The sequence below is a fragment of the Xanthocytophaga flava genome, assembly GCF_030068545.1.
GTDB classification, from domain to species: Bacteria; Bacteroidota; Bacteroidia; order Cytophagales; family 172606-1; genus Xanthocytophaga; species Xanthocytophaga flava.
Genome location: NZ_JASJOR010000018.1, coordinates 113,528 through 134,736, shown reverse-complemented (window position 1 = coordinate 134,736; position 21,209 = coordinate 113,528). Strand labels below are relative to the sequence as shown.

Genomic DNA, 21,209 nt, shown 5'->3' with positions numbered 1-21,209 from the left:
ACTTTTGAATTTATTGACCTTTTTTTAGAAAAGATTAAGAAAAAATTTAACGATTCTTAGTTAATAATGTACTTTATTTGCAGGAATAGAGTTAGTAAAGAGTACCAACCAAAAGGTATACACTTATTTATCATTATTAACACCTGGAAATCTTTATGTGGAAAGAACAGAATGCACCCACAGCCGTTGTTTCTGATAACAGCCGACCCAACAAAGCTCTCTCAGAATCGAGTACCAACACCTACCTGGTTCCGTTTATTCTAATGACCACTCTTTTCTTTATGTGGGGATTTGCACACAACCTTAATCCTATTCTGATCCCACATTTGAAAAAAGCCTGTCAGCTTACCGACTTTCAATCTGCTATGATTGATTCGGCCTTTTTTGTAGGCTATTTTGCTATGGCTATTCCAGCAGGTATAGTAATGAAAAAATATGGATACAAAGCAGGTATTATTGGGGGATTGATTCTGTTTGCCATAGGTGCATTTCTGTTTGTACCAGCCGCCAATGTTAGGATTTTCGGATTCTTCCTTACTGCCCTTTTCATCATTGCCAGTGGACTCACCTTTCTTGAAACAGCGGCTAACCCATATGTTACTGTATTAGGAGAAAAAGAGGGAGCCTCTCAACGTATCAACCTGGCTCAGTCATTCAATGGATTGGGGGCATCTATGGGAGCCCTTATTGGTGGACGTCTGATTCTATCAGGCAAAAACCTGACTGAGGCAGAGAAAACAACAATGTCTCCAGATCAACTCAATACCTTTCTGACAGAAGAAGCCAGTTCGGTAAAACTTCCCTATATAGTGATTGGATTTATTGTACTGAGTATTGCTATTATACTCTATCGTACCCGATTGCCTGAGATTAAAGAAGATAACCATGAGATTGACTTATCATCAGGCAATAAAAGCATCTGGCGTCATAAACATCTGATGTGGGGAGTTTTAGCTCAGTTCTTTTATGTAGGCGGACAGGTATGTGTATCCAGTTTCTTTATCCGCTATCTGTACCAGACAGCACATATTGAAGAACAAAAAGCCTCTGATTATTTATCAGCTGCTCTGCTGGTCTTTATGGTGGGTCGCTTTGTAGGTACTTTCCTGATGAAATACATTGCCCCTCAGCGTTTGTTAACAATCTATGCAGTAATGAATCTGATTTTATTGACTGTGGTAGTGAGTTATGGTGGCATGATCTCTTTATTTGCCCTGATAGGTGTTGAGTTCTTTATGTCTATCATGTTCCCAACCATCTTCTCTCTCAGCATTCAGTCACTGAAAGAAGAAACCAAAATGGGATCTTCCCTGCTTATTATGTCTATAGTAGGTGGAGCGATCTTCCCTCTTATCATGGGACATATCTCTGACATAAGTTCCATTCAGACAGCCTATATTGTTCCTTTGCTGTGCTTTATTGTTATTTTCTATTTTGGCTGGAAGGGTCACAAAGTAAGAGCATAACCAATATATACTATTTTATTTATAGCAGGAGGTGTTACAAGCAGACAGATAGTTGTCATTGTCACACTTCCTGCTTTATTCTTATCCAATCATTTTCTACTTTCGGATTTTTATTCCGCAATTTCTTAAAACCATATGAATCTTCATTTAAAAGACAAAGTCATTATTGTTACAGGAGGAGCCAAAGGTATTGGAGAAGGTATTGTGCGGGTTCTGGCTCATGAAGGAGCTATTCCTGTTATCGTAGGTCGCAACGAGGATGATAACCTACAGGTACTAAACGATCTGTTAGCCAAAGGCCATAAAGCATTTCAGGTAGTAGCCGAACTTACACAACCTGCTGAATGCAAAAAAACGGTAGATGCCGTACTGACAGCATTTGGAAAAATCGATGGACTGGTTAACAATGCTGGTGTAAATGATGGAGTTAGTCTGGAAAATGGGAATTATGAAGATTTTGTAGCATCACTGCACCGGAATCTGATTCATTATTACCTGATGGCTCAGCATGCCTTGCCTGCTCTGAAAGAGTCCAAAGGCTCTATCGTCAATATTTCGTCCAAAACAGCCGAAACAGGACAAGGTGGTACATCCGCCTATGCGGCTTCCAATGGTGGCCGCAATGCACTGACGCGTGAATGGGCAGTCGAGTTGCTAAAATACGGTATTCGTGTCAACGCCTTGGTGGTAGCGGAATGCTGGACGCCATTGTATGAGAAATGGATCAAAACACTGCCAAACCCAGACGAAACGCTTCAGGAAATACAGGCTCGTATTCCATTTGAGAACCGAATGACCACATCTGAAGAAATTGCCAATATGGTCGTATTCTTGTTATCTGAGGCATCCAGTCATACCACCGGACAACTTATCCATGTAGATGGTGGCTATGTACATCTGGACAGAGCTATTCTGAAAATGTAACACTACACAAGCCAGTTCCATCTTAAACATAGTGGAACTGGCTGCCCTATCATTTTATTTCTTTGTAAAAGTCGTGAAAACAATAGTTTTAAATCAGCCTGGCGAATTACATCTTACCTCACGGGATGTAGATGATGTATTGTCAGATAATGAAGCCTTGATTCGTATACATCGCATAGGAATCTGTGGAACAGACTATCATGCCTATCGTGGAAAACAACCTTTCTTCAGCTATCCACGTGTGTTGGGACATGAGCTGGGTGCTGAAGTGGTAGCCCTAGGAAAATCTGTTGACACAAAGCAACTTGAGATAGGAAATAAAGTTGCCGTAGAACCTTATCTGAACTGTGGCCATTGTCAGGCATGTCAGAATGGAAAATCCAACTGTTGCGAAAACCTCAAGGTAATGGGTGTTCATACAGATGGTGGTATGTGTGAGTATGTAAAAATTCCAGCCAATAAACTACACCGTTCAACCCAGTTGGGTTATGAGCAACTGGCTCTTGTAGAAACATTAGGTATTGGTGCCCATGCCGTTCAAAGGGCTCAGCTTTCAGCCAACGACATAGTACTGGTTATCGGAGCTGGACCTATTGGGTTATCGGTGATACAGTTTGCCAAAATTCAGAATGCTCAGGTAGCAGTTATGGATTTTAGTACGCAACGCCTTGAGTTTGCAAAACAAGCCATGCATACCGATTATAGCATTACAGCCACAACTGAATTCAACACAAATGATTTGCGAAAAGCGCTGGGAGGTAAATTGCCTACCATTGTTTTTGATGCAACGGGTAATTCTCATTCTATGATGAAGGCCTTTTCGTATCTGGCATTTGGAGGTAAACTTGTATATGTAGGTCTTTTTCAAGGTGATGTCACATTTTTCGATCCGGATTTTCATAGAAAGGAAGTTACACTTTTCGCCAGCCGTAACTCTCTTCCTGCAGATTTTAAAAACATTATTCAGCAAATGGAAAGTGGTCAAATCAATACACAAGCCTGGCTCACACATCAGGCCGCATTTGAAGAGCTACCATCTGTTTTTGAGACATGGCTTAACCCGGAATCGCATGTGATTAAAGCAATGGTTGTAGTATAATCTATAGCTAGCATTATTTCTTCCAGATACTTATCTGTGTATACACAACACCTGTTTGATACATCTATTTCATTTACAAGCAAGGTCCAGCTATTAACCCCATTCTATCCAATAGAGCAATAACTTTGAAAGTTATTGCTCTATTGGGTGTGCCCGACCAACATCAGCCAGATAACGAAAAATCCACAACTGTATCCCCAAAATGAAGACTGTCAGTGAAACAATAGAGAAAATCAGGATTGTTTTCAGCATAGGTATAATAATGATAAAGGGAACATAATCAGTGACACTCTGAGACTATTTTATCAAAAAACATATCTTCAACATAGTTAAACTGACTGAATAAGAATATTTTTGAGGGAACAAACCAACTTGTAATAAAGGCAGGCTTACAGAAGATCACAAAATTGTCTGATAAAATACTACAACAGCAACTACGTCAGGTATTGTATTGTAGTACGATATACTACTTTCAGAACAGATTGTTAAAACCAAATACGAATGATAATAATCAATAAATACAAGGTATTCTCTATAGATACTGTCCTTTTTACCTTTGCGTTAGATTCTGAAGCTGCAGAAGTATTTGATGGATATACCAAGGTAATTACAGGTATTGGTAAGGTAAATGCAGCATACGCGCTTACCAAGGCTATTCAGAAAAACAGACCAGAATTGATTATCAATCTGGGATCTGCAGGCAGTGCTCAGTTTCAAAAAGGCGAGGTCATTTGTTGTACACATTTTGTGCAGCGTGATATGGATGTAAGAGGGTTAGGTTTCCAGAAATATGAAACACCCTTCTCTGATCTGCCACCTATTTTAGCATACGGTTTAGAAATGGAAGGCCTCGAAAAAGGTATTTGTGGCACTGGTGATAATTTTGAAATGGGGCACTTAGCTACTGATTACAATTTGGTTGATATGGAAGCCTATGCACTGGCAATGATTGCACAAAAAGAGAATATTCCTTTCTTATGCCTGAAATATATTTCAGATGGCGCCAATGAGAACGCTGCTGATGACTGGACTGTACAGGTGCATAAGGCAGCAGTGGCGTATGGCGAGATTCTTCAGATCAAGAAGAGAAAGATAGAAGTAATATAAATCTGCTTCCCCGAAAGCCTGCTATTACTTACTAAGTAAAAACATAAGTTCTAAAAAGCAATTGACTCAAACAGCAAAGTGTGGGTTTAAACGCTTGTCCTATGCAGTTAACCTAAAGGTGTATGTAGTAAGAACAAACTAATCATCTTACTCATTATTGACCAATAGTTTAGTATTCATTCAAATATGCTTCCCCGTATATGTGAAGAAACTCAACTTCACATTAAATATCCCACTTGTAACTTTCCCATTACAATAGCTTTTCTGTTGTTGCTATTTAAAAGTACTTTGCAGTCCACTCATACTATAAAAAATCTTAAAAGAGTCAGAAAAGATCTATGCATAAAAAATTCCACCAACTATTTATTGCATTGTTGTTAAGCTATTCACTACATGGACAATCTAAACCTACCCCAATTATTGTATTCTTATCCAATGATAAAATAGCAGAGGTAAATATTAATCAGGATAAGTATATACAATCAATAAAGGCAGTACTTGATCTGGCAGAGCAAGAATTTGCTACTATTCCTGCCAGTCAGGAAATTGCAATTCTGCTGGTTGGCCACAAAACAGGTAAACCCACGATAAAAGTTTACTCCAAACCCAAGCTTGGATCAGAACAAGAGGAGGAATTTTTGAAAAAAGCAAATTCTATTCCTTTTGAAAATACAAAGCTTGTAGACTTTCCGCTTTTAATTTCCTTCAATATAAAAGATGGAATGCCAGATGCATCATTTGAAAATATTGAACTACCAGAAGAAAAAAAACAGAGAGAATACCAAACCGCTTCCCTGGAGGAAAAGTACAGATTACTCAAAAATTGGGCAACAAGTGAAGTACTGCCTGTTTTAAGTGCCTATCAGACAATTGTCGATGATAAATTTGCTGGAGTTAAAAGCTTTGGAACATTAGTTTCATCCGAAAACTTCTCAAATGCTCAAAATATAACTGCTCTAACCAGCCAGAACCCCACTTACTGGCGAGCAACATTGGAGATGAGTGCAGAAAATCAATTAATACCTATATCCAAGATCTTTCTTCTGATATCTCAGGGTCAGTTTGACCATGCTATCCGTTATATGGAAATCGTTCAGATTTATTCAGACTCTAAATCTATTGCGAACAGTTATTTAAAGGAACTATCAGGTAGACTCCAATTATTTAATCAGCAATTGAATGCCAGCATACAGGAAGGGATTGCTCAACATGATAAAGGTAATTACCAAAAAGCTATAGAAATCTATACTGATATATTACAAAAGTATCCTAACTCAGCTTGGGCGCTTTACGAATTATATTATTCCCAAAATATGCTTGCTATCAGTCAGGATAAACAAAAACCTGAAGACAGATCAGATTGGGATCATGCCAAAGCCAGTATATTTAAAGCTAATCCCCTTTATTCACTGGATGTTAGAGCAAGTAATGCCAAAGAAGGCTATTTACTTTTCCGAAGACAGGAAATAGGAACTCTTTTTAAAGACAAGAAAACCTTCATAAATGACACTTATAAATATGCAGATATCGCAATGGATCTCGAAATATACGATTTTGCAGCACAGTTATTCTGGTATTCAGTTACCTATTCCAAAGATAAAGAAAGAGAGAAAGCTTTAAATCGCTTCTTGTTTTGCCTGGAAAAGCTTGGTGTCACAACAATAAAGCAAAACTTCACAGGAGACTTCGATAAAGAATTCAAAAAAATCGAGACCGAAAAAGAAAAAGAAATGAAAGCAAATCCAGTCTATAAGGCATTTAAGAAATAACTTTATAAAAACTCCCGTTATCCATTCAGGTTATTCAGCAATTAGTTACACTTGAATAACCTGAACATAACAATTTGTCTGCAAAAAAGTTAACACAGACTATTTAAAGTAATTATTTAGCCAATCATATAAGAATCTTCCATTTCTTCTTTTTCTAGAACAACTTCTCTATATGTAGAATGAGGTATTTGTTCCAGATCTTCTAATTCTAAAGTAATCAATTCCTGACTATATAATGGAATAGAATAAGATACCCAGAATGAAACTACAACAGCCAGAATGGCAGCAGCACCTGCGGGAACATTCACTTGTAGAGATTCTTCTATCCATGCAATTATCCCTCCGGTAACAATACCAGCCAGTGTACCCACTGTGATTTTTCTCAGTGGCAGATTAGACTTTAGAGTAACTTTCATATAGAGTGGTGGCTTGAATTATCTTCTGATTTACTTTTGCCAGAGTTCCTACACACAAAACATACTTACTATCAATAACTTATCAAAAGTAAGCTCTCTATATTTAACCTTCAATACCTATTTTGGGGTATTTTTCTTTTACAATACACTGATATACAACACATTACTTATCTATGCTTTACCAATTGGCCAAAGCTCTTCTTTGTTTTATTTCTATTGAGTAAACAGAGAAATTTTAAGCTTTTTTTAATGGGTTATTTATGGGATTCTTTATTCTTTTTTCTTGCTTTGACCTTCACAATGATTATGTTGAACGCTTTATGCCACATTTAGTATTTTTAAAAGATGATCTACGATTCTATCTGTATACTGACTATACATTTGTGGGAATACGCCAGGACAAAGCATATTGGCATTTTATTAAACGAAAACCTGATGTGATTAAAGTATTGAATGAGATTGGCTATAAGGTAAGCCCATCAGATTCCCGAAAAACGATAAAAGAAACCTCATTTTTATTTTATACAAACGTCCACATCACCATTTTTGACCAACAAACACAGAAAGAGATTTGTGTAAAATCCAACAACTGGATTGGCGCATTAAATAAGCTTCTTCCGGTTTTATCAGACGTTAAGTAGGCATCTTTTTTTGTATTCAGTCACCTGAATATCTTCTGTATCACCCCATTCTATTGAGCCCTTGTTTGGAACGAACTCCCTACGTTCACAGAAAAAGAATATCTTTACACCCAAAGTATGTATCATATAGGCAGTAAATAGCCTGGCTTGCTTTGTAAGGCCTGCTATTCCAAGCATCCTTTTAAGTCAGTTTACGTTTATAGAAATACAACTCATTTTTTAAACTTTTCCATTTTTAATTACTAAAACTTACTACTTTCATTATGTGCGGTATCGTAGCATACACAGGCTACAGACAGGCCTATCCTATTTTGATTAAGGGATTAAAACGTCTGGAATACAGAGGATATGATAGTACAGGCATTGCCCTGTTAAACGAACAAAGCCTCAACGTTTACAAGAAAAAGGGTAAAGTCAGTGATCTGGAAGACTTTCTGGCAGACACCAATGTAAATGGAACCATTGGCATTGGTCATACACGCTGGGCTACCCACGGAGAACCTAATGATGTCAATGCCCACCCTCACTATTCTTTCAGTAAGAACCTGGCAATGATTCATAATGGTATCATTGAAAACTATAGTTCTCTGAAACAGGAACTGATCAATCATGGGCATGTATTTCAAAGCCAGACAGATTCTGAAGTATTCATTCATTTTATAGAGCATGTCCAGGAGAAAGTCAACTGCTCACTGGAAGAAGCAATTCGGCTAGCGCTGAAGGAAATAGTCGGAGCCTATGCGATTGTGATTATGTCCAAAGACCACCCGAATACCTTGTTTGCAGCCCGAAAAGGTAGTCCGCTGGTAATTGGTGTAGGAGAAAAAGAATATTTCCTTGCATCTGATGCCACTCCGATTGTAGAATATACTAATGATGTAGTGTATCTTGATGACTACGAAATTGCTGTGTTATCAAAAGATAGTCTCACAATTAAAACCATTGAAGATGAGTCTATTGCCCCTTATATCCATACACTGGAGATGGAACTGGAGTCTATCGAAAAAGGGGGATATGAACATTTCATGCTAAAAGAAATATTTGAACAACCTCGTTCCGTGCATGACAGCATGCGTGGCCGTGTCAACTCGGCAACAGGACAGTTGTTATTAGGTGGATTACGAGAATATCTTACTAAGATGATTCATGCACGCCGTATTATCATTATCGGATGTGGAACTTCCTGGCATGCTGGTCTGGTAGCTGAATATATCTTTGAAGAATTTGCCCGTGTTCCGGTTGAGGTAGAATATGCATCCGAATTTCGTTACCGGAACCCTGTCATCAATGAAGGAGATGTTGTTATTGCCATTTCTCAATCGGGAGAAACGGCTGATACGCTGGCAGCTATTGAGTTAGCAAAATCTAAGGGAGCTATTATCTTTGGTGTTTGCAATGTAGTTGGCTCTTCTATACCCCGTGCTACCCATGCAGGTGCATATACCCATGCAGGTCCGGAAATTGGAGTAGCCAGTACCAAAGCATTCTCGGCTCAGGTGGTAGTATTGACTATGATGGGAATCATTCTTGCTAAAGCAAAAGGTACCATTTCTGAGACAGACTATCGTAAACTGCTGGTAGAACTGGAAACTATTCCTGAAAAAATTGAGAAGATTCTGAGCAATCACAAACAAATTGAATACATTAGTGATCTGTTTAAAGATGCGCGTAACTTTTTATTTCTGGGACGTGGATATAACTTTCCTGTAGCACTCGAAGGTGCACTGAAACTGAAAGAGATTTCCTATATTCATGCAGAAGGCTATCCGGCAGCAGAAATGAAACATGGTCCGATTGCGCTTATTGATGAAGAGATGCCTGTCGTTTTTATTGCTACCAAAGACAGCAGTTACGAAAAAATCGTCTCCAATATCCAGGAGGTAAGAGCACGCAAAGGACGTGTCATAGCAGTAGTAACCGAAAACGATAAACTTATCTCTCAAATGGCTGAGTTTATCATTGAGATTCCACATACGCATGAAGCGTTAATGCCACTCCTATCGGTCATTCCATTGCAGTTACTATCCTATTATATAGCTGTAATGCGTGGTTGTAATGTGGATCAGCCGAGAAACCTGGCAAAATCTGTTACAGTCGAGTAAAATAACTACATAAAAGCTTGATTATAAGGAACGAAAGTACTATACTTCGTTCCTTTTTCTTTTTAGACGGCACTTCTGTATTTGAAGATCTGTCATTTCTGAGCATTATTCATTATAAGATTACCACAAGCCACTTCCTGTACATTAGTGTTATCTATTCATTCAATTGCCGTCATGCTCACGGTAATAAGTCATGAAAACGTCCATACTTATTGTTTTCCTAGCCTGTTGGCTAAACCAGCTTGAACTATCAGCTCAAACAAATGTAAAAAGCAAAAGAAAAAAGAGTACGCCCAAAGTAGCAATTCCAACAGCGGCTGCGCCTGTAGTTGTTCCGGAAGAAATTCTCTTGGGAAAGATAGTAACAGAAAAGATGACCATTAAAATTCACCGTATGGTGGAGGTTCATCTGTCTGCCTGCCAGAAATGTGTAGGTACAGATCAGAATTACAAACCCAAATCCAATCACAGAGTATTGTTGTTTGAGATTTCGCGTCGCAACCCCAACACCTATGAACTCAATGCTCAGGTAGAAAACACAACACCTCTCTATGCCCGTATTGTAGGGACAGACCATAAGGAATACCCTTGTTATACCATTCCATCTCTCATAGAAATAGCTATGGAGCAGAAACAAGGCATCAATGAAGGAAATGCCAAAATATATTACCAACTACTAAGCTCTGCGTCTCCCCGCACTGACCTAAAGGCATTTGCGCTTGCTGTTGAGATGCCATCTGATGTACAACCGTTTGAACTAATCTGGAAGAAGGAACAACTATTAAAATGCACACTTAACATGCAGAATAACAAATTCACACCTGCGCCATCCCTTGCTGCAGATAAAGCTCCGGATACAGATAGTAAAAAAAACTTTTCCCTGGCTCAATAACTATCATCCATTCTGAAAGCAGATCAGAATGGATGATTTTATTTCTCCTGTCTATGTATTCTTCTTCTGGAACTTCTCTACCTTTGCAAATCCTTATGCCTAAACTTTTTTTAGAGATATAAGGTTAGTTTCTAAAACGCAAAAATTAATTGTAATCAAATCGGATGCTAGTTGTTGGAAATACCTATATCAGCGATGACGTTGCTGAAAAACAGTTTGTTTGTGATCTGGAAAAATGCAAAGGCGCCTGTTGTACAGAAGGAGATCTCGGAGCTCCTCTGGATGAGGACGAGTTAGCCATTCTGGAGACTATTTATCCTGTAGTTGCACCTTATCTGAGTGAAGAAGGACGAAAAGCTATTGAAGAACAAGGCAAATGGATCAAAGATTTTGAAGGTGACTATTCCACTCCTACCATTGGAAACCGGGAATGTGCCTATGCTATTTATGACACAAAAGGAGTATTAAAGTGTGCTATAGAACAGGCCCATCTGGATGGTAAAATAGATTATCACAAACCTATTTCCTGTCATCTGTATCCTATTCGCATCACCAAATACGATCAGTGGGATGCTATTAACTATCATCGCTGGCAAATATGCCATGCAGCTTGTCAATTAGGAGAATCGCTTAAAGTACCTGTATATAAATTTCTTAAGAATCCACTCATTCGCAAGTATGGAGAAGCATGGTACTCAGAACTGGAGCAGGAAGTCCAGAATAAAGAAACAGAGAAAGCAATATCCATAAAAAAACGAAAATAAACAGTCTCCAAATAAAAAATCCCGTATTCGTACGGGATTTTTTATTTGGTATAACCTTAAAGCTTTATTTCTTCTTTGACTTTACACCTTCTGTATACCGTTGGTTAATGGCATTCCAGTTCAATACATTCCACCAGCCAGTTACATAATCAGCCCGTTTGTTCTGGTATTTCAAATAGTAAGCATGTTCCCATACATCGATTCCAAAAACAGGATACCCTCTTTCAGCTTCAGGAACTACGTCCATTAATGGATTGTCCTGATTAGGAGTTGAAGTCACTGCCAGTTCACCTTTAGCCGTAACAATCAACCATGCCCAGCCTGATCCAAAGCGAGTTGTAGCTGCTTTATTAAACTCTTCCTTGAACTTATCAAAGCTACCAAACTTTTTATCAATAGCTGCAGCTAATTCAGCTGAAGGTTTATTGGTATTGGGAGCAGCCATAATAGACCAGAACATAGAATGGTTATAGTGCCCTCCTGCATTGTTACGAACAGCAGCCGGATGTTTGCTCGCTGTTGCTAGAATATCAGCCAGACTCTGTTTTTCGAGAGGAGTACCCGTAATCGCTTTGTTCAGATTATCAACATAAGTTTTGTGATGCTTATCATGGTGTATTTCCATAGTCATCTTATCTATATGAGGTTCCAATGCATCAAATCCATAAGGAAGAGCTGGCAATGTAAAAATCTCTTTAGGCTCTACAAAAAATGATTTTGGAAGTAATAAACCCGCAAAACCAAGTAGTGCGGAATTGGAAAGAAAAACACGTCTGTTCATGGTTTGTTTCATTAAAAGTGATGTGTAAACGGCAAAAGTTTGTATGTATATACAATTATTTATTTATAATTAGCCTGTATTAAACCTGCCACCATTTTCATGCCATCCTATGGAATAACAGAGTAAACCGATAGCACTAAAAAATCTTCAGAAACTTGCCAAAGCTATCGGATTTCCTGCAATAAATCATTCTTTCATTCATAAAATCTTTATTACTTTGCGAAAAGATAGCTACTGTTATACATAGGCTCTTTCCGCGCACTGTAATTACAGAAAACTGAATATATGGAATTATAATTCCCAATAAAGTATAGTCCGTTGAGAAAACCCATAGTACAATTTCTGTATCTAACTGACTATCCGTTATTTTCGACACAACAAACAAAACCTAATTCATTTTTCAAATGAACGAAATCCTTTATTCGGAAATCCCCTCACTAGACCTGTCTGATTTTACATCCGACGATCCTGTACGAAAAGCAAAATTTGTTGCAGATCTGGGTGCAGCATATAATGCGATTGGTTTTGTAGCCATTCGTAATCACTATTTAACAGAAGAACTCTCAAGTAAATTATACGATACATTTCAAAGATTCTTCTACTCCCCAGATGAATTGAAAAAGAAGTATGAATTTCCAGAACTTCATGGCCAAAGAGGATATATAGGAAAAGGTAAAGAGACAGCCAAGGGTTTCAAAACGCCTGACTTAAAAGAATTTTATCATATAGGACAGCATGTAACAGATAATGACCCTGTTAAAAATGAATATCCTGCCAATGTATGGCCTGCCGAATTTCCGGAACTGGAAGAAATAGGACTGACTGTATATAAACAGCTGGAAAAAACAGGAATAGCCATGTTACAGGCTATTGCTTTGTATTTAGGCCTCGATGAACACTACTTTGATGATAAAGTAAAAAATGGAAACAGCATTCTGAGATCTATACATTACTTTCCTATTGAAAATCCGGATGAAGTACCCGCAGATGCTGTACGCGCTGCGGCTCATGGAGATATTAATCTCATTACACTACTCATGGGAGCCAGTGCAGAAGGATTACAAGTACTCCGCCGGGATGGAGCCTGGATTCCAATCACAGCTCTACCAGAACAATTGATTGTCAATGTTGGTGATATGCTGGACCGTCTCACAAATAATAAATTGAAATCAACGATACACCGGGTTGTAAATCCACCTAAAGAAAAGATGAAAACATCCCGGTTCTCTATGCCATTCTTTATGCACCCCCGTTCGGAAATGGATCTGACTTGTTTGCCATCCTGCATTGATGAGGCACATCCTAAATTGTTTGCAGATATGACAGCAGGCGAATTTCTTAACGAACGTCTTATTGAATTAGGCTTGAAAAAGAAATAGAAATCTATATTACAGCTATTCATATGCACTATTGGCTGTACTGACTTACATATTAGAGCCACCTACTAATGATTGATATACGTCCTTCACTAAAACTACCTACTCCTCCCCGTGAAAAAGTCAGGAGGATACGGTATTTTATCTTTCTGAAGGACGTATTTATATTGGCAATTACGGCTATGGGAGGCCCTCAAGCCCATCTGGCCTTGTATCTGGAAGTGCTCGTTAAAAAAAGAGCCTATGTCACAGAAGAAGAACTAATGGAACTAACTGCACTTTGCTCCATTCTTCCTGGCCCGTCCTCTACACAAACATTGACTGCCATTGCCTTTAAAATTGGAGGTCCTAATCTTGCCTATCTCACCTTATTAGTATGGATTACTCCAGCCGTTGCTATTATGACCGCGGCAGCTTTATCCATCAATTATTTACAGGCGCATCAGATTTCGCTCGATTTTACTCACTTTATACAACCCATGGCAGTGGGATTTATGATTTATGCCGGCTTTCAGATTGGTCGTAAAGTCTTTACCAATGCAATGCGTGTAGGGATTGGTTCTGTAGCAGCTATATTAGGTCTGATATTTCAGTCACCATATATCCCACCCATTGTTTTACTGATTGGAGGTATCACTACAGCTGTTCAATTCAACAAACTTGAACGACAGGAACACAAAGATCCTCTTCAGATCCAATGGTCTAACTTTTTACTCTGGCTGGCTATACTAGTGGTGGCAGCTATCATTGGTGGGATTACCCGCTGGCTACCAATACGTTTGTTTGAGAACTTTTACCGAAATGGCAGTCTGATTTTTGGAGGAGGACAAGTGCTAATCCCGTTGATGTTTACGGAGTTCGTTCTCTTTAAGAAAAAGCAATACCTCACACAGGAAGAGTTTCTGTCCGGTTATGCCATTGCACAAACAGTACCAGGACCTGTTTTTGCCTTTACCGCCTTTATTGGTACACTTGCCATGCGTGATTATGGTATACCCGGACAATTACTGGGCAGTATGGCAGCTACAGCTGGTATATTTTTGCCTGGTACATTTTTGATATTCTTTGTGTATCGCTTCTGGAATCAGCTTAAACAATACCGTGTAGTCCGGGCTTCTCTGGAAGGAATCAATGCAGCGTCAACCGGATTAATTGTGTCTGCCGTAATACCTATGTTTGAGCCATCAGCAGGTAATATCCTTGACATAAGTGTAATCGTTACTACATTTTTACTTCTTAACTTTACAAAGATACCTCATCCTATTATTGTGGTAGTAGGCTTATTATTAGGATTTATTCTATAGAACTTTTCCAAACGAATAAAGCATGATAGCCATCTAAATCGGAAATATTCAATTTCCGATTTTTTATTTGCAAAGTTAAAAATATGCTATAAATTTATGACTACTTGATGGATAAATTGAACTTTATTTATAATTTATTTCAAAACAACAGAATCACTAAAGGTATATAAGGTCTATACTCAGAAGATTTGAGAAAGATTTAACAGAAAAAGCATAGTAGCCTCAAAGAAAATGGTTGTATAGAACCAATATTATTTTTAAAAACCTTCATCAAAATACAATTTACTAAAAATCAGACTTTTTAATGGAAAATACATTTATCTCCTCTCCTCTTAGTTTTCACTTATCCGAAGAACATCTGGCAGTGCAGGCTGCAGCACGAGATTTTGCACGTACAGAACTCTTACCCGGTGTTATAGACCGTGATGAACACCAGATTTTTCCTAAAGAACAAATCCGCAAAATGGGAGAACTAGGATTTATGGGAATGATGGTGAGTGAACAATATGGAGGTGGAGGTATGGATACCATCAGTTATGTATTAGCGATGGAAGAGATTTCCAAAATTGATGCTTCCGCATCAGTATGTATGTCCGTAAACAACTCATTGGTATGCTGGGGTTTGGAAAACTATGGGACAGAAGAACAAAAGCAAAAATATCTGACACGTCTGGCAACAGGCGAAATTATAGGTGCGTTCTGCCTCTCTGAGCCTGAGGCAGGTTCTGATGCGACCTCGCAACGTACTACAGCAGTCGACATGGGCGACTATTATTTGCTGAATGGTACTAAAAACTGGATTACCAATGGCAGTTCAGCTTCTGTATATCTGGTTATAGCTCAAACCTATCCGGAAAAAGGGCACAGAGGCATCAACGCCCTGATTGTAGAACGTGATTCACCTGGATTTGAGGTAGGAAAAAAAGAAAACAAATTGGGCATCAGAGGATCTGACACACATTCTTTGATGTTTACAGATGTAAAAGTTCCAAAAGAAAACAGAATTGGAGAAGATGGATTCGGGTTTAAATTTGCCATGCAAACGCTGAGCGGAGGACGTATAGGTATAGCCTCTCAAGCATTGGGAATTGCATCAGGAGCCTATGAACTGGCAGTAGAATATGCCAAACAACGTCAGGCTTTTGGAAAGCCTATTGCAGATCATCAGGCCATCCAGTTTAAGTTGGCAGATATGGCAACACAGATTGAAGCAGCCCGCTTACTTTGTTTAAAAGCTGCCTATCTGAAAGATCAGCATGCCGATTTTGCACGTGCAGCATCTATGGCTAAACTATATGCATCTCAGGTTGCAATGGACGTAACGGTGGAAGCAGTTCAGGTACATGGAGGCTATGGATATGTCAAAGAATATCATGTTGAACGCCTTATGCGGGATGCAAAAATCACACAGATTTATGAAGGAACTTCTGAAATACAAAAAATTGTAATCGCACGGGATATTCTCAAATAGAAAATAAGGCATTATCTTACTTTTGGCCAATTTTATTACTACGATTTGTTTTTAAATTGTTTCTTTCGTAGAATTGTGCAAAATTAAAAAAGCGAGCACCCCGAACTTTTTTTGTATATTATTCCTTTATTATACAACTATTCACCGATATATCCATATTTTTCCAACCCAAGCACCTCAGTATGGAAGATTATAACAAGATTATTGAATCTCTTGGCATCAAATTTTTAAAAGCCAAAAACATTAAATTATTACAGCCCATTCATGTAAGAAACTATTATGATGTAGAAAATACTATTATCTTACTACACCAGGGTACATTATCTTACGGGCCTGACAATATAAAAGTAAGTGAAGGAGATGTTTTATTCATTCCGGGAGGTAAACTATTGAGTATCACATATGGAGCTAATCCTACTACCATCACCAACGAAGAATTTGTCAGCAATAAAGAGAAGTACTTTGCAGCCAATCGGGACATTGCCCGGATTGGAGCATTAAGTGACTCCTTTTCACAGGTTAGCTTTGAAGCCAAGGTATTTGACTCTGTAAACTTCTTTGCATCACTGGATATTCCTCCATTTATTATCTCAGGAGTACCGGAACTTCTTCGGACTATTCAGGAACTGGTAGCAGAACAACTTCAGGACCTACCAGGCAAAGAGCGGGTAACGCAAATAAAAACAGATGAAATTGTGGTAGAAATCGTGCGGTATATATTGAAAAACCGTATGTTTGTAGAAAAGCTGGCAACCAACAGTACCTATTTCAAAGATCCTCGTCTGATAGATATATTCAATCATATCAAAATAAATCTGGGAGGCGATCTATCTAACAAGGTATTAGCGAATGTTGCCAATGTATCAGAAGATTATGTAGGGCAGTATTTTAAAATGCTGACAGGCATTAATCCTCAGGATTACATTGAATATCAGCGCATGGAACAGGCAGTAAAACTTCTGCGTACAACCAAGAAAAGTATTCGGGAGATTGGCCACGAGGTAGGGTATAAAGACACTGCATACTTCTGTCGCCGTTTCAAAATGATGTTTGGTATTCCAGCAGGTAAAATGCGACGCCGGGAAACACTGATGAACATATAAGGGTTTTTACTTATTTACAGATACCGTTCTTACCTAACAAACCTTCCTTACAACGGCCTTGGTATTATACCAAGGCTTTTTTTATTTTTAATTTGAATTATTGTAAAAAATATAAACCTGATATTTTACATTTGCACAAAAGAATATTTTATGAGTAAGTCCCACTAGCCATACAGGATTTCTACCTGATACTTACAACCCATGAATGATCAATATCAGAACGCTGTAGTTACCCGATACAATATCTTCAATAGCTTGTTTTTGAGTCTACCCTTCCGGAATATATTTCGGACAGGCACATTGCTCCCTCTTCTTATACAGCAAAGTGAAGAAGGTCTTACTAAAGAACAAAGCCCCAAAGAGATTATTGAACATTTCTTTGATGAGTTTCTGGAAGGGTCCTCTCATAAAGAACAGATAAGTCTACTTTTCAACTTTATTCAATATATTGAACGACAAGTAGTTTTATTTGATTCTGTTGAAGATGCGGCATTCGACCAAATTCATGATAGAGAAGGAAAAGGATCAATCAACCATCTATTAAACCGCATAGATAACACGGCTATCCGGGAGAAGCTACTGGAAAAACTTTCTGATTATTGTGTACGGATTGTATTAACAGCTCATCCTACTCAGTTCTATCCTGGAAAAGTACTCACTATCATTAATGAACTGGAAAGGGCTATTCGTAGTAATGACTTTGGAGAAATCAATAATTTATTGCTCCAGCTGGGAAAAACAGGCTTCATTAATCAGGAAAAACCAACCCCATTTGATGAAGCTGTAAGCCTAAGCTGGTTTCTGGAAAGTGTTTTTTACTATGCAATTCCCCGAATTCTACTTAAATTAATCAGAGGTCTACGTTTTAGTGTATATGACTGGCCTCATAATCAATTGATAAGACTGGGATTCTGGCCTGGTGGAGATCGTGATGGCAACCCTTTTGTTACTCCAGATATAACCTTAAAAGTTTCTCAACACCTTCGACGAACTGTTTTACGTTGTTATTACAGAGATCTACGCCTTCTGAAAAGACGATTTACATTCAATGGAGTCGAAAGGCTTATTGCACTGGCAGAAGAAAAGATCAATAATAGCATTTACTATCCGGAAGAAGAAAAATATAACTCAGCAGAAGAGCTCCTGGCCGACCTTTCCGAAGCCCGTCAGATTCTTATTCATCAACATGATGGGCTATTTCTAGATCTGTTGGATGAATTCATCTTTAAGGTACGTTTGTTTGGCTTCTATTTCGCCAGCCTGGATGTAAGACAGGACAGCAGAAAGCATGCAGCAGCCTGGAATGAACTGATTGCAGCTCAGGGAAAACTAAAAGAATACGAACAACTGAGTGAAGCACAGAAGATTGACTATCTTCTTTCTTTACAGATTACCCCGAAACCAGAGGATGTCAAAGATGAAACCAGCAAAGACATCATTGGCTCTATTCGTACTATTCAGGAAATTCAGCAGTTAAATGGAGAAGCAGGCTGTCATCGCTATGTCATCAGCAATTGCAACACTGCCTTAAATGTAATAGAGGTTCTCTCGCTGATAAAAACCATTCATCAGACTGATTCTATTCCAGTAGATATTGTACCATTATTTGAAACTGTTGGAGATCTGGCAAATGCAGGAGGTATTATGGAATTCCTGTATCAGCACCCCTACTACCGTCAGCACCTTACCAATAGAGGAAATCAGCAGACAATTATGGTAGGCTTCTCTGATGGAACAAAAGACGGAGGCTACTTACGTGCTAACTGGTCTATTTATCAGGCAAAAGAAGAACTGACCCGTATGTCGCGTCAGTATGGTATCAAAGTGACCTTCTTTGACGGAAGAGGAGGCCCTCCAGGACGTGGTGGTGGAAATAACCACAACTTCTATGCGTCGCTGGGCAAAGGAATTGAAGACAAAGAAATCCAGCTGACCATACAAGGCCAGACAATTAGTTCTAATTACGGCACTGTGGCTACTGCTATGCATAATCTGGGAAAATTGTTTACAGCGGGACTCGAAAATCACTTATTCAAGGACACAGAACAAGATCTTAGCGACGAAGAAAAAGGCTTATTGGAAGAAATGGCGGAGATTTCTTATCATTCATACCTTGATTTGAAGAATCATCCAACATTTGTCCCCTATCTGGATAAAATGACACCACTCCGGTTTTATGGCCAAACCAATATAGGAAGTCGTCCAACCAAACGAGGTCAGGGAGATGCCTTACGTTTTGAAGATCTGAGAGCTATTCCGTTTGTAGGTTCCTGGGCACAAATGAAACAAAACGTACCAGGATTCTATGGGTTTGGAACAGCAATAGAGAAACTGAAGAAAGAAGGTAAGACAGAGGCGATGTTAAAACTCTATGAGCACTCTCTGTTTTTCAGAACGCTGATAGAAAACTCAATGCAGTCCTTGTCAAAATCTAATTATGCGGTAACTAAATACATGGCAGATGATCCTACCTATGGAGAACTCTGGCATAAGATGGAGGAAGAGTTTCAACGTACCCACAACCTGTTGTTAGAAATATCACAGTCTTCGACCTTGCTGGAAAGCAACCCCATTACCAGACAATCCATTACAGTTAGGGAACGGGTTGTATTGCCTTTGATTATTATACAACAATATGCATTACAAATGCTCAATACAGATACAACTAAAAGTACAGAACAGACAGAAGCATACAATAAGCTGATTATACGTGCAATGTTTGGTATCATTAATGCGGCCAGAAACTCAGCATAAAATAATCCATCCAAAACAAAAATGTCCTTTCTATATAGAAAGGACATTTTTGTTTCTAGTACTCAACAAAATATCTTTTAAAAACCGATTATTCAACGATGGCAGCTTGATTCAAAGCCTGCACCTGAGCAGCTATTTCAGGAAGCAAATCAGGATTTCTTTCGATACCATTGCCAACCACAATCAGATCAGCCCCTGCCTGCAAACTTTCAACAGCCTGAGCAGCAGACGTAATACCCCCTCCTACTATGATAGGTACATCCACCGAACGCCGAACTGTAGCAATCATCTGAGGGGAAGCTGTTTTTTGTGCGCCACTTCCAGAGTCAAGGTAGATTAATTTCATTCCCAGCATTTCTCCCGCCATAGCTGTGCATGCAGCCACATCCGGCTTGTCATAGGGAATAGGTGTCGTATTACTAATATAAGAGACTGTCGTTTGTTTTCCACTATCAATTAGCATATACCCGGTAGACAATATCTCCAGCTGACTTTTTTTCAGAATTGGAGCAGCAATTACATGTTGTCCAATCAGGTAATCAGGATTTCGTCCGGATATCAAAGATAGAAACAAAATAGCATCTGCTGACGGGTCAATATGTAGATTACTTCCGGGAAACAATACAACAGGAATAGAAGAATGTTCCTTTATACTTCGAATGAGTAGATTCATTCCTCCACCTACAATTAAGCTCCCCCCTATGAAGAAGAAATCCACACGATTTTCAATTGCACGCCGGATAAGACCATGGCAATGCACAGTATCTGTTTTATCCGGATCAATCAAAACTGCGAATGCTTTCTTGTTTGTCTTCCTGTTACGAATGAGTTTTTCAAGTACGCTGGGTATCATTTTTTCTTAGTTGCTCGATTACCTGAAGAAGTTTCTCTTTCGCAATCGCGATCAAAAATAGCGCAATTTGTTGTTTGATCAAACTTACAATGGCAGATTCACGTTTTACAGGTGCAGCAGGGAGATTACGTTCTTCTTTTTCAAATGATAATTTTGTAGTTTTATCCTTCCCTACAAGCATCCTTACAATCAGATAACCAGCCACTAATGTACCTCCGATAATTAAGGCATTTTTTCCTATCTTTCCTGCATTAGCCTTTAAATCACCTACCTGGTTTTCTATTGCTTTTTTATATTTTTCTGTAGCCCGATTTAAAGAAGCTTTTCGGTCAGCGATACTTGATTTTGTAGTCATAACACCCAATAATAAAAAGTTTTAAAATGGTT

General features: G+C 38.6%; 18 protein-coding genes. 14 read left to right on the top strand and 4 right to left on the bottom strand.

Annotated elements, in window-relative coordinates:
* Positions 1-155 precede the first annotated feature (155 nt).
* From fucP to QNI15_RS24140, 5 genes are all read left to right on the top strand, one after another.
* Entirely contained in the window at positions 156-1,466 is a 1,311-nt protein-coding gene (fucP, locus tag QNI15_RS24160) for an L-fucose:H+ symporter permease (protein ID WP_314034069.1), read from the top strand.
* 135 nt (positions 1,467-1,601) lie between these two features.
* Complete coding sequence (locus tag QNI15_RS24155; RefSeq protein ID WP_314034067.1) at positions 1,602-2,390, top strand: SDR family oxidoreductase; 789 nt, start codon at positions 1,602-1,604, stop codon at positions 2,388-2,390.
* Positions 2,391-2,463: 73 nt separating this feature from the next.
* Positions 2,464-3,489, top strand: a complete 1,026-nt coding sequence (locus tag QNI15_RS24150; protein ID WP_314004368.1) for a zinc-binding alcohol dehydrogenase family protein — start codon at positions 2,464-2,466, stop codon at positions 3,487-3,489.
* 501 nt (positions 3,490-3,990) lie between these two features.
* Complete coding sequence (locus QNI15_RS24145; protein ID WP_314034065.1) at positions 3,991-4,596, top strand: 5'-methylthioadenosine/S-adenosylhomocysteine nucleosidase family protein; 606 nt, start codon at positions 3,991-3,993, stop codon at positions 4,594-4,596.
* A 338-nt stretch (positions 4,597-4,934) separates the two neighbouring features.
* Positions 4,935-6,365 carry a tetratricopeptide repeat protein gene (locus tag QNI15_RS24140; protein WP_314034063.1) on the top strand — a complete coding sequence of 477 codons (1,431 nt, stop codon included), beginning with the start codon at positions 4,935-4,937 and terminating at the stop codon, positions 6,363-6,365.
* A 116-nt stretch (positions 6,366-6,481) separates the two neighbouring features.
* On the opposite strand, the gene QNI15_RS24135 is transcribed toward QNI15_RS24140, so the two are convergent.
* Positions 6,482-6,781, bottom strand: coding sequence for a hypothetical protein (locus QNI15_RS24135; RefSeq protein ID WP_314034061.1), 300 nt, complete (start codon positions 6,779-6,781; stop codon positions 6,482-6,484).
* 320 nt (positions 6,782-7,101) lie between these two features.
* On the opposite strand from QNI15_RS24135, the gene QNI15_RS24130 reads away from it, so the two are divergent.
* The 4 genes from QNI15_RS24130 (at position 7,102) to QNI15_RS24115 (ending at position 11,180) form a co-directional block, all read left to right on the top strand.
* Positions 7,102-7,422, top strand: coding sequence for a hypothetical protein (locus tag QNI15_RS24130; protein ID WP_314004375.1), 321 nt, complete (start codon positions 7,102-7,104; stop codon positions 7,420-7,422).
* Positions 7,423-7,685: 263 nt separating this feature from the next.
* The gene (glmS, locus tag QNI15_RS24125) at positions 7,686-9,524 is read left to right on the top strand and encodes a glutamine--fructose-6-phosphate transaminase (isomerizing) (RefSeq protein WP_314034059.1); all 1,839 of its coding nucleotides are present in this window, start codon (positions 7,686-7,688) and stop codon (positions 9,522-9,524) included.
* A 193-nt stretch (positions 9,525-9,717) separates the two neighbouring features.
* Positions 9,718-10,416, top strand: coding sequence for a hypothetical protein (locus QNI15_RS24120; protein WP_313984716.1), 699 nt, complete (start codon positions 9,718-9,720; stop codon positions 10,414-10,416).
* A 164-nt stretch (positions 10,417-10,580) separates the two neighbouring features.
* On the top strand, positions 10,581-11,180 hold the full coding sequence (locus QNI15_RS24115) for a DUF3109 family protein (RefSeq protein ID WP_314004378.1): 600 nt from the start codon (positions 10,581-10,583) through the stop codon (positions 11,178-11,180).
* Between the two features lie 64 nt (positions 11,181-11,244).
* Here QNI15_RS24115 and QNI15_RS24110 read toward each other — a convergent pair whose 3' ends face one another.
* Positions 11,245-11,961, bottom strand: coding sequence for a superoxide dismutase (locus QNI15_RS24110; protein WP_314004380.1), 717 nt, complete (start codon positions 11,959-11,961; stop codon positions 11,245-11,247).
* A gap of 404 nt (positions 11,962-12,365) precedes the next feature.
* Between QNI15_RS24110 and QNI15_RS24105 the strand changes: the two genes are divergently transcribed.
* From QNI15_RS24105 to QNI15_RS24085, 5 genes are all read left to right on the top strand, one after another.
* On the top strand, positions 12,366-13,340 hold the full coding sequence (locus QNI15_RS24105) for an isopenicillin N synthase family dioxygenase (RefSeq protein ID WP_314034057.1): 975 nt from the start codon (positions 12,366-12,368) through the stop codon (positions 13,338-13,340).
* A gap of 68 nt (positions 13,341-13,408) precedes the next feature.
* Positions 13,409-14,641, top strand: a complete 1,233-nt coding sequence (chrA, locus tag QNI15_RS24100; RefSeq protein ID WP_314004384.1) for a chromate efflux transporter — start codon at positions 13,409-13,411, stop codon at positions 14,639-14,641.
* Positions 14,642-14,945: 304 nt separating this feature from the next.
* On the top strand, positions 14,946-16,112 hold the full coding sequence (locus QNI15_RS24095; RefSeq protein ID WP_313984731.1) for an acyl-CoA dehydrogenase: 1,167 nt from the start codon (positions 14,946-14,948) through the stop codon (positions 16,110-16,112).
* Positions 16,113-16,294: 182 nt separating this feature from the next.
* A complete protein-coding gene (locus QNI15_RS24090; protein WP_314004386.1) occupies positions 16,295-17,215 on the top strand; it encodes a helix-turn-helix domain-containing protein in 921 nt (306 codons plus the stop codon).
* Positions 17,216-17,416: 201 nt separating this feature from the next.
* Entirely contained in the window at positions 17,417-19,969 is a 2,553-nt protein-coding gene (locus QNI15_RS24085; protein WP_314034056.1) for a phosphoenolpyruvate carboxylase, read from the top strand.
* Positions 19,970-20,057: 88 nt separating this feature from the next.
* Here QNI15_RS24085 and QNI15_RS24080 read toward each other — a convergent pair whose 3' ends face one another.
* Positions 20,058-20,822 carry a geranylgeranylglyceryl/heptaprenylglyceryl phosphate synthase gene (locus tag QNI15_RS24080; protein WP_314004388.1) on the bottom strand — a complete coding sequence of 255 codons (765 nt, stop codon included), beginning with the start codon at positions 20,820-20,822 and terminating at the stop codon, positions 20,058-20,060.
* Positions 20,803-21,177, bottom strand: coding sequence for a hypothetical protein (locus QNI15_RS24075; RefSeq protein WP_314004389.1), 375 nt, complete (start codon positions 21,175-21,177; stop codon positions 20,803-20,805). Before QNI15_RS24075 ends, QNI15_RS24080 begins: the two co-directional genes overlap by 20 nt.
* Positions 21,178-21,209 lie beyond the last annotated feature (32 nt).

Bases quoted from the DNA above. Each gene is read 5' to 3' on its own strand.
- QNI15_RS24075 (WP_314004389.1), bottom strand. From the start codon at position 21,177: ATGACTACAAAATCAAGTATCGCTGACCGAAAAGCTTCTTTAAATCGG.
- fucP (WP_314034069.1), top strand. From the start codon at position 156: ATGTGGAAAGAACAGAATGCACCCACAGCCGTTGTTTCTGATAACAGC.
- QNI15_RS24115 (WP_314004378.1), top strand. From the start codon at position 10,581: ATGCTAGTTGTTGGAAATACCTATATCAGCGATGACGTTGCTGAAAAA.
- QNI15_RS24135 (WP_314034061.1), bottom strand. From the start codon at position 6,781: ATGAAAGTTACTCTAAAGTCTAATCTGCCACTGAGAAAAATCACAGTG.
- chrA (WP_314004384.1), top strand. From the start codon at position 13,409: ATGATTGATATACGTCCTTCACTAAAACTACCTACTCCTCCCCGTGAA.
- QNI15_RS24085 (WP_314034056.1), top strand. From the start codon at position 17,417: ATGAATGATCAATATCAGAACGCTGTAGTTACCCGATACAATATCTTC.
- QNI15_RS24155 (WP_314034067.1), top strand. From the start codon at position 1,602: ATGAATCTTCATTTAAAAGACAAAGTCATTATTGTTACAGGAGGAGCC.
- QNI15_RS24105 (WP_314034057.1), top strand. From the start codon at position 12,366: ATGAACGAAATCCTTTATTCGGAAATCCCCTCACTAGACCTGTCTGAT.
- QNI15_RS24110 (WP_314004380.1), bottom strand. From the start codon at position 11,961: ATGAACAGACGTGTTTTTCTTTCCAATTCCGCACTACTTGGTTTTGCG.
- glmS (WP_314034059.1), top strand. From the start codon at position 7,686: ATGTGCGGTATCGTAGCATACACAGGCTACAGACAGGCCTATCCTATT.
- QNI15_RS24080 (WP_314004388.1), bottom strand. From the start codon at position 20,822: ATGATACCCAGCGTACTTGAAAAACTCATTCGTAACAGGAAGACAAAC.
- QNI15_RS24145 (WP_314034065.1), top strand. From the start codon at position 3,991: ATGATAATAATCAATAAATACAAGGTATTCTCTATAGATACTGTCCTT.
- QNI15_RS24140 (WP_314034063.1), top strand. From the start codon at position 4,935: ATGCATAAAAAATTCCACCAACTATTTATTGCATTGTTGTTAAGCTAT.
- QNI15_RS24095 (WP_313984731.1), top strand. From the start codon at position 14,946: ATGGAAAATACATTTATCTCCTCTCCTCTTAGTTTTCACTTATCCGAA.
- QNI15_RS24120 (WP_313984716.1), top strand. From the start codon at position 9,718: ATGAAAACGTCCATACTTATTGTTTTCCTAGCCTGTTGGCTAAACCAG.
- QNI15_RS24130 (WP_314004375.1), top strand. From the start codon at position 7,102: ATGCCACATTTAGTATTTTTAAAAGATGATCTACGATTCTATCTGTAT.
- QNI15_RS24090 (WP_314004386.1), top strand. From the start codon at position 16,295: ATGGAAGATTATAACAAGATTATTGAATCTCTTGGCATCAAATTTTTA.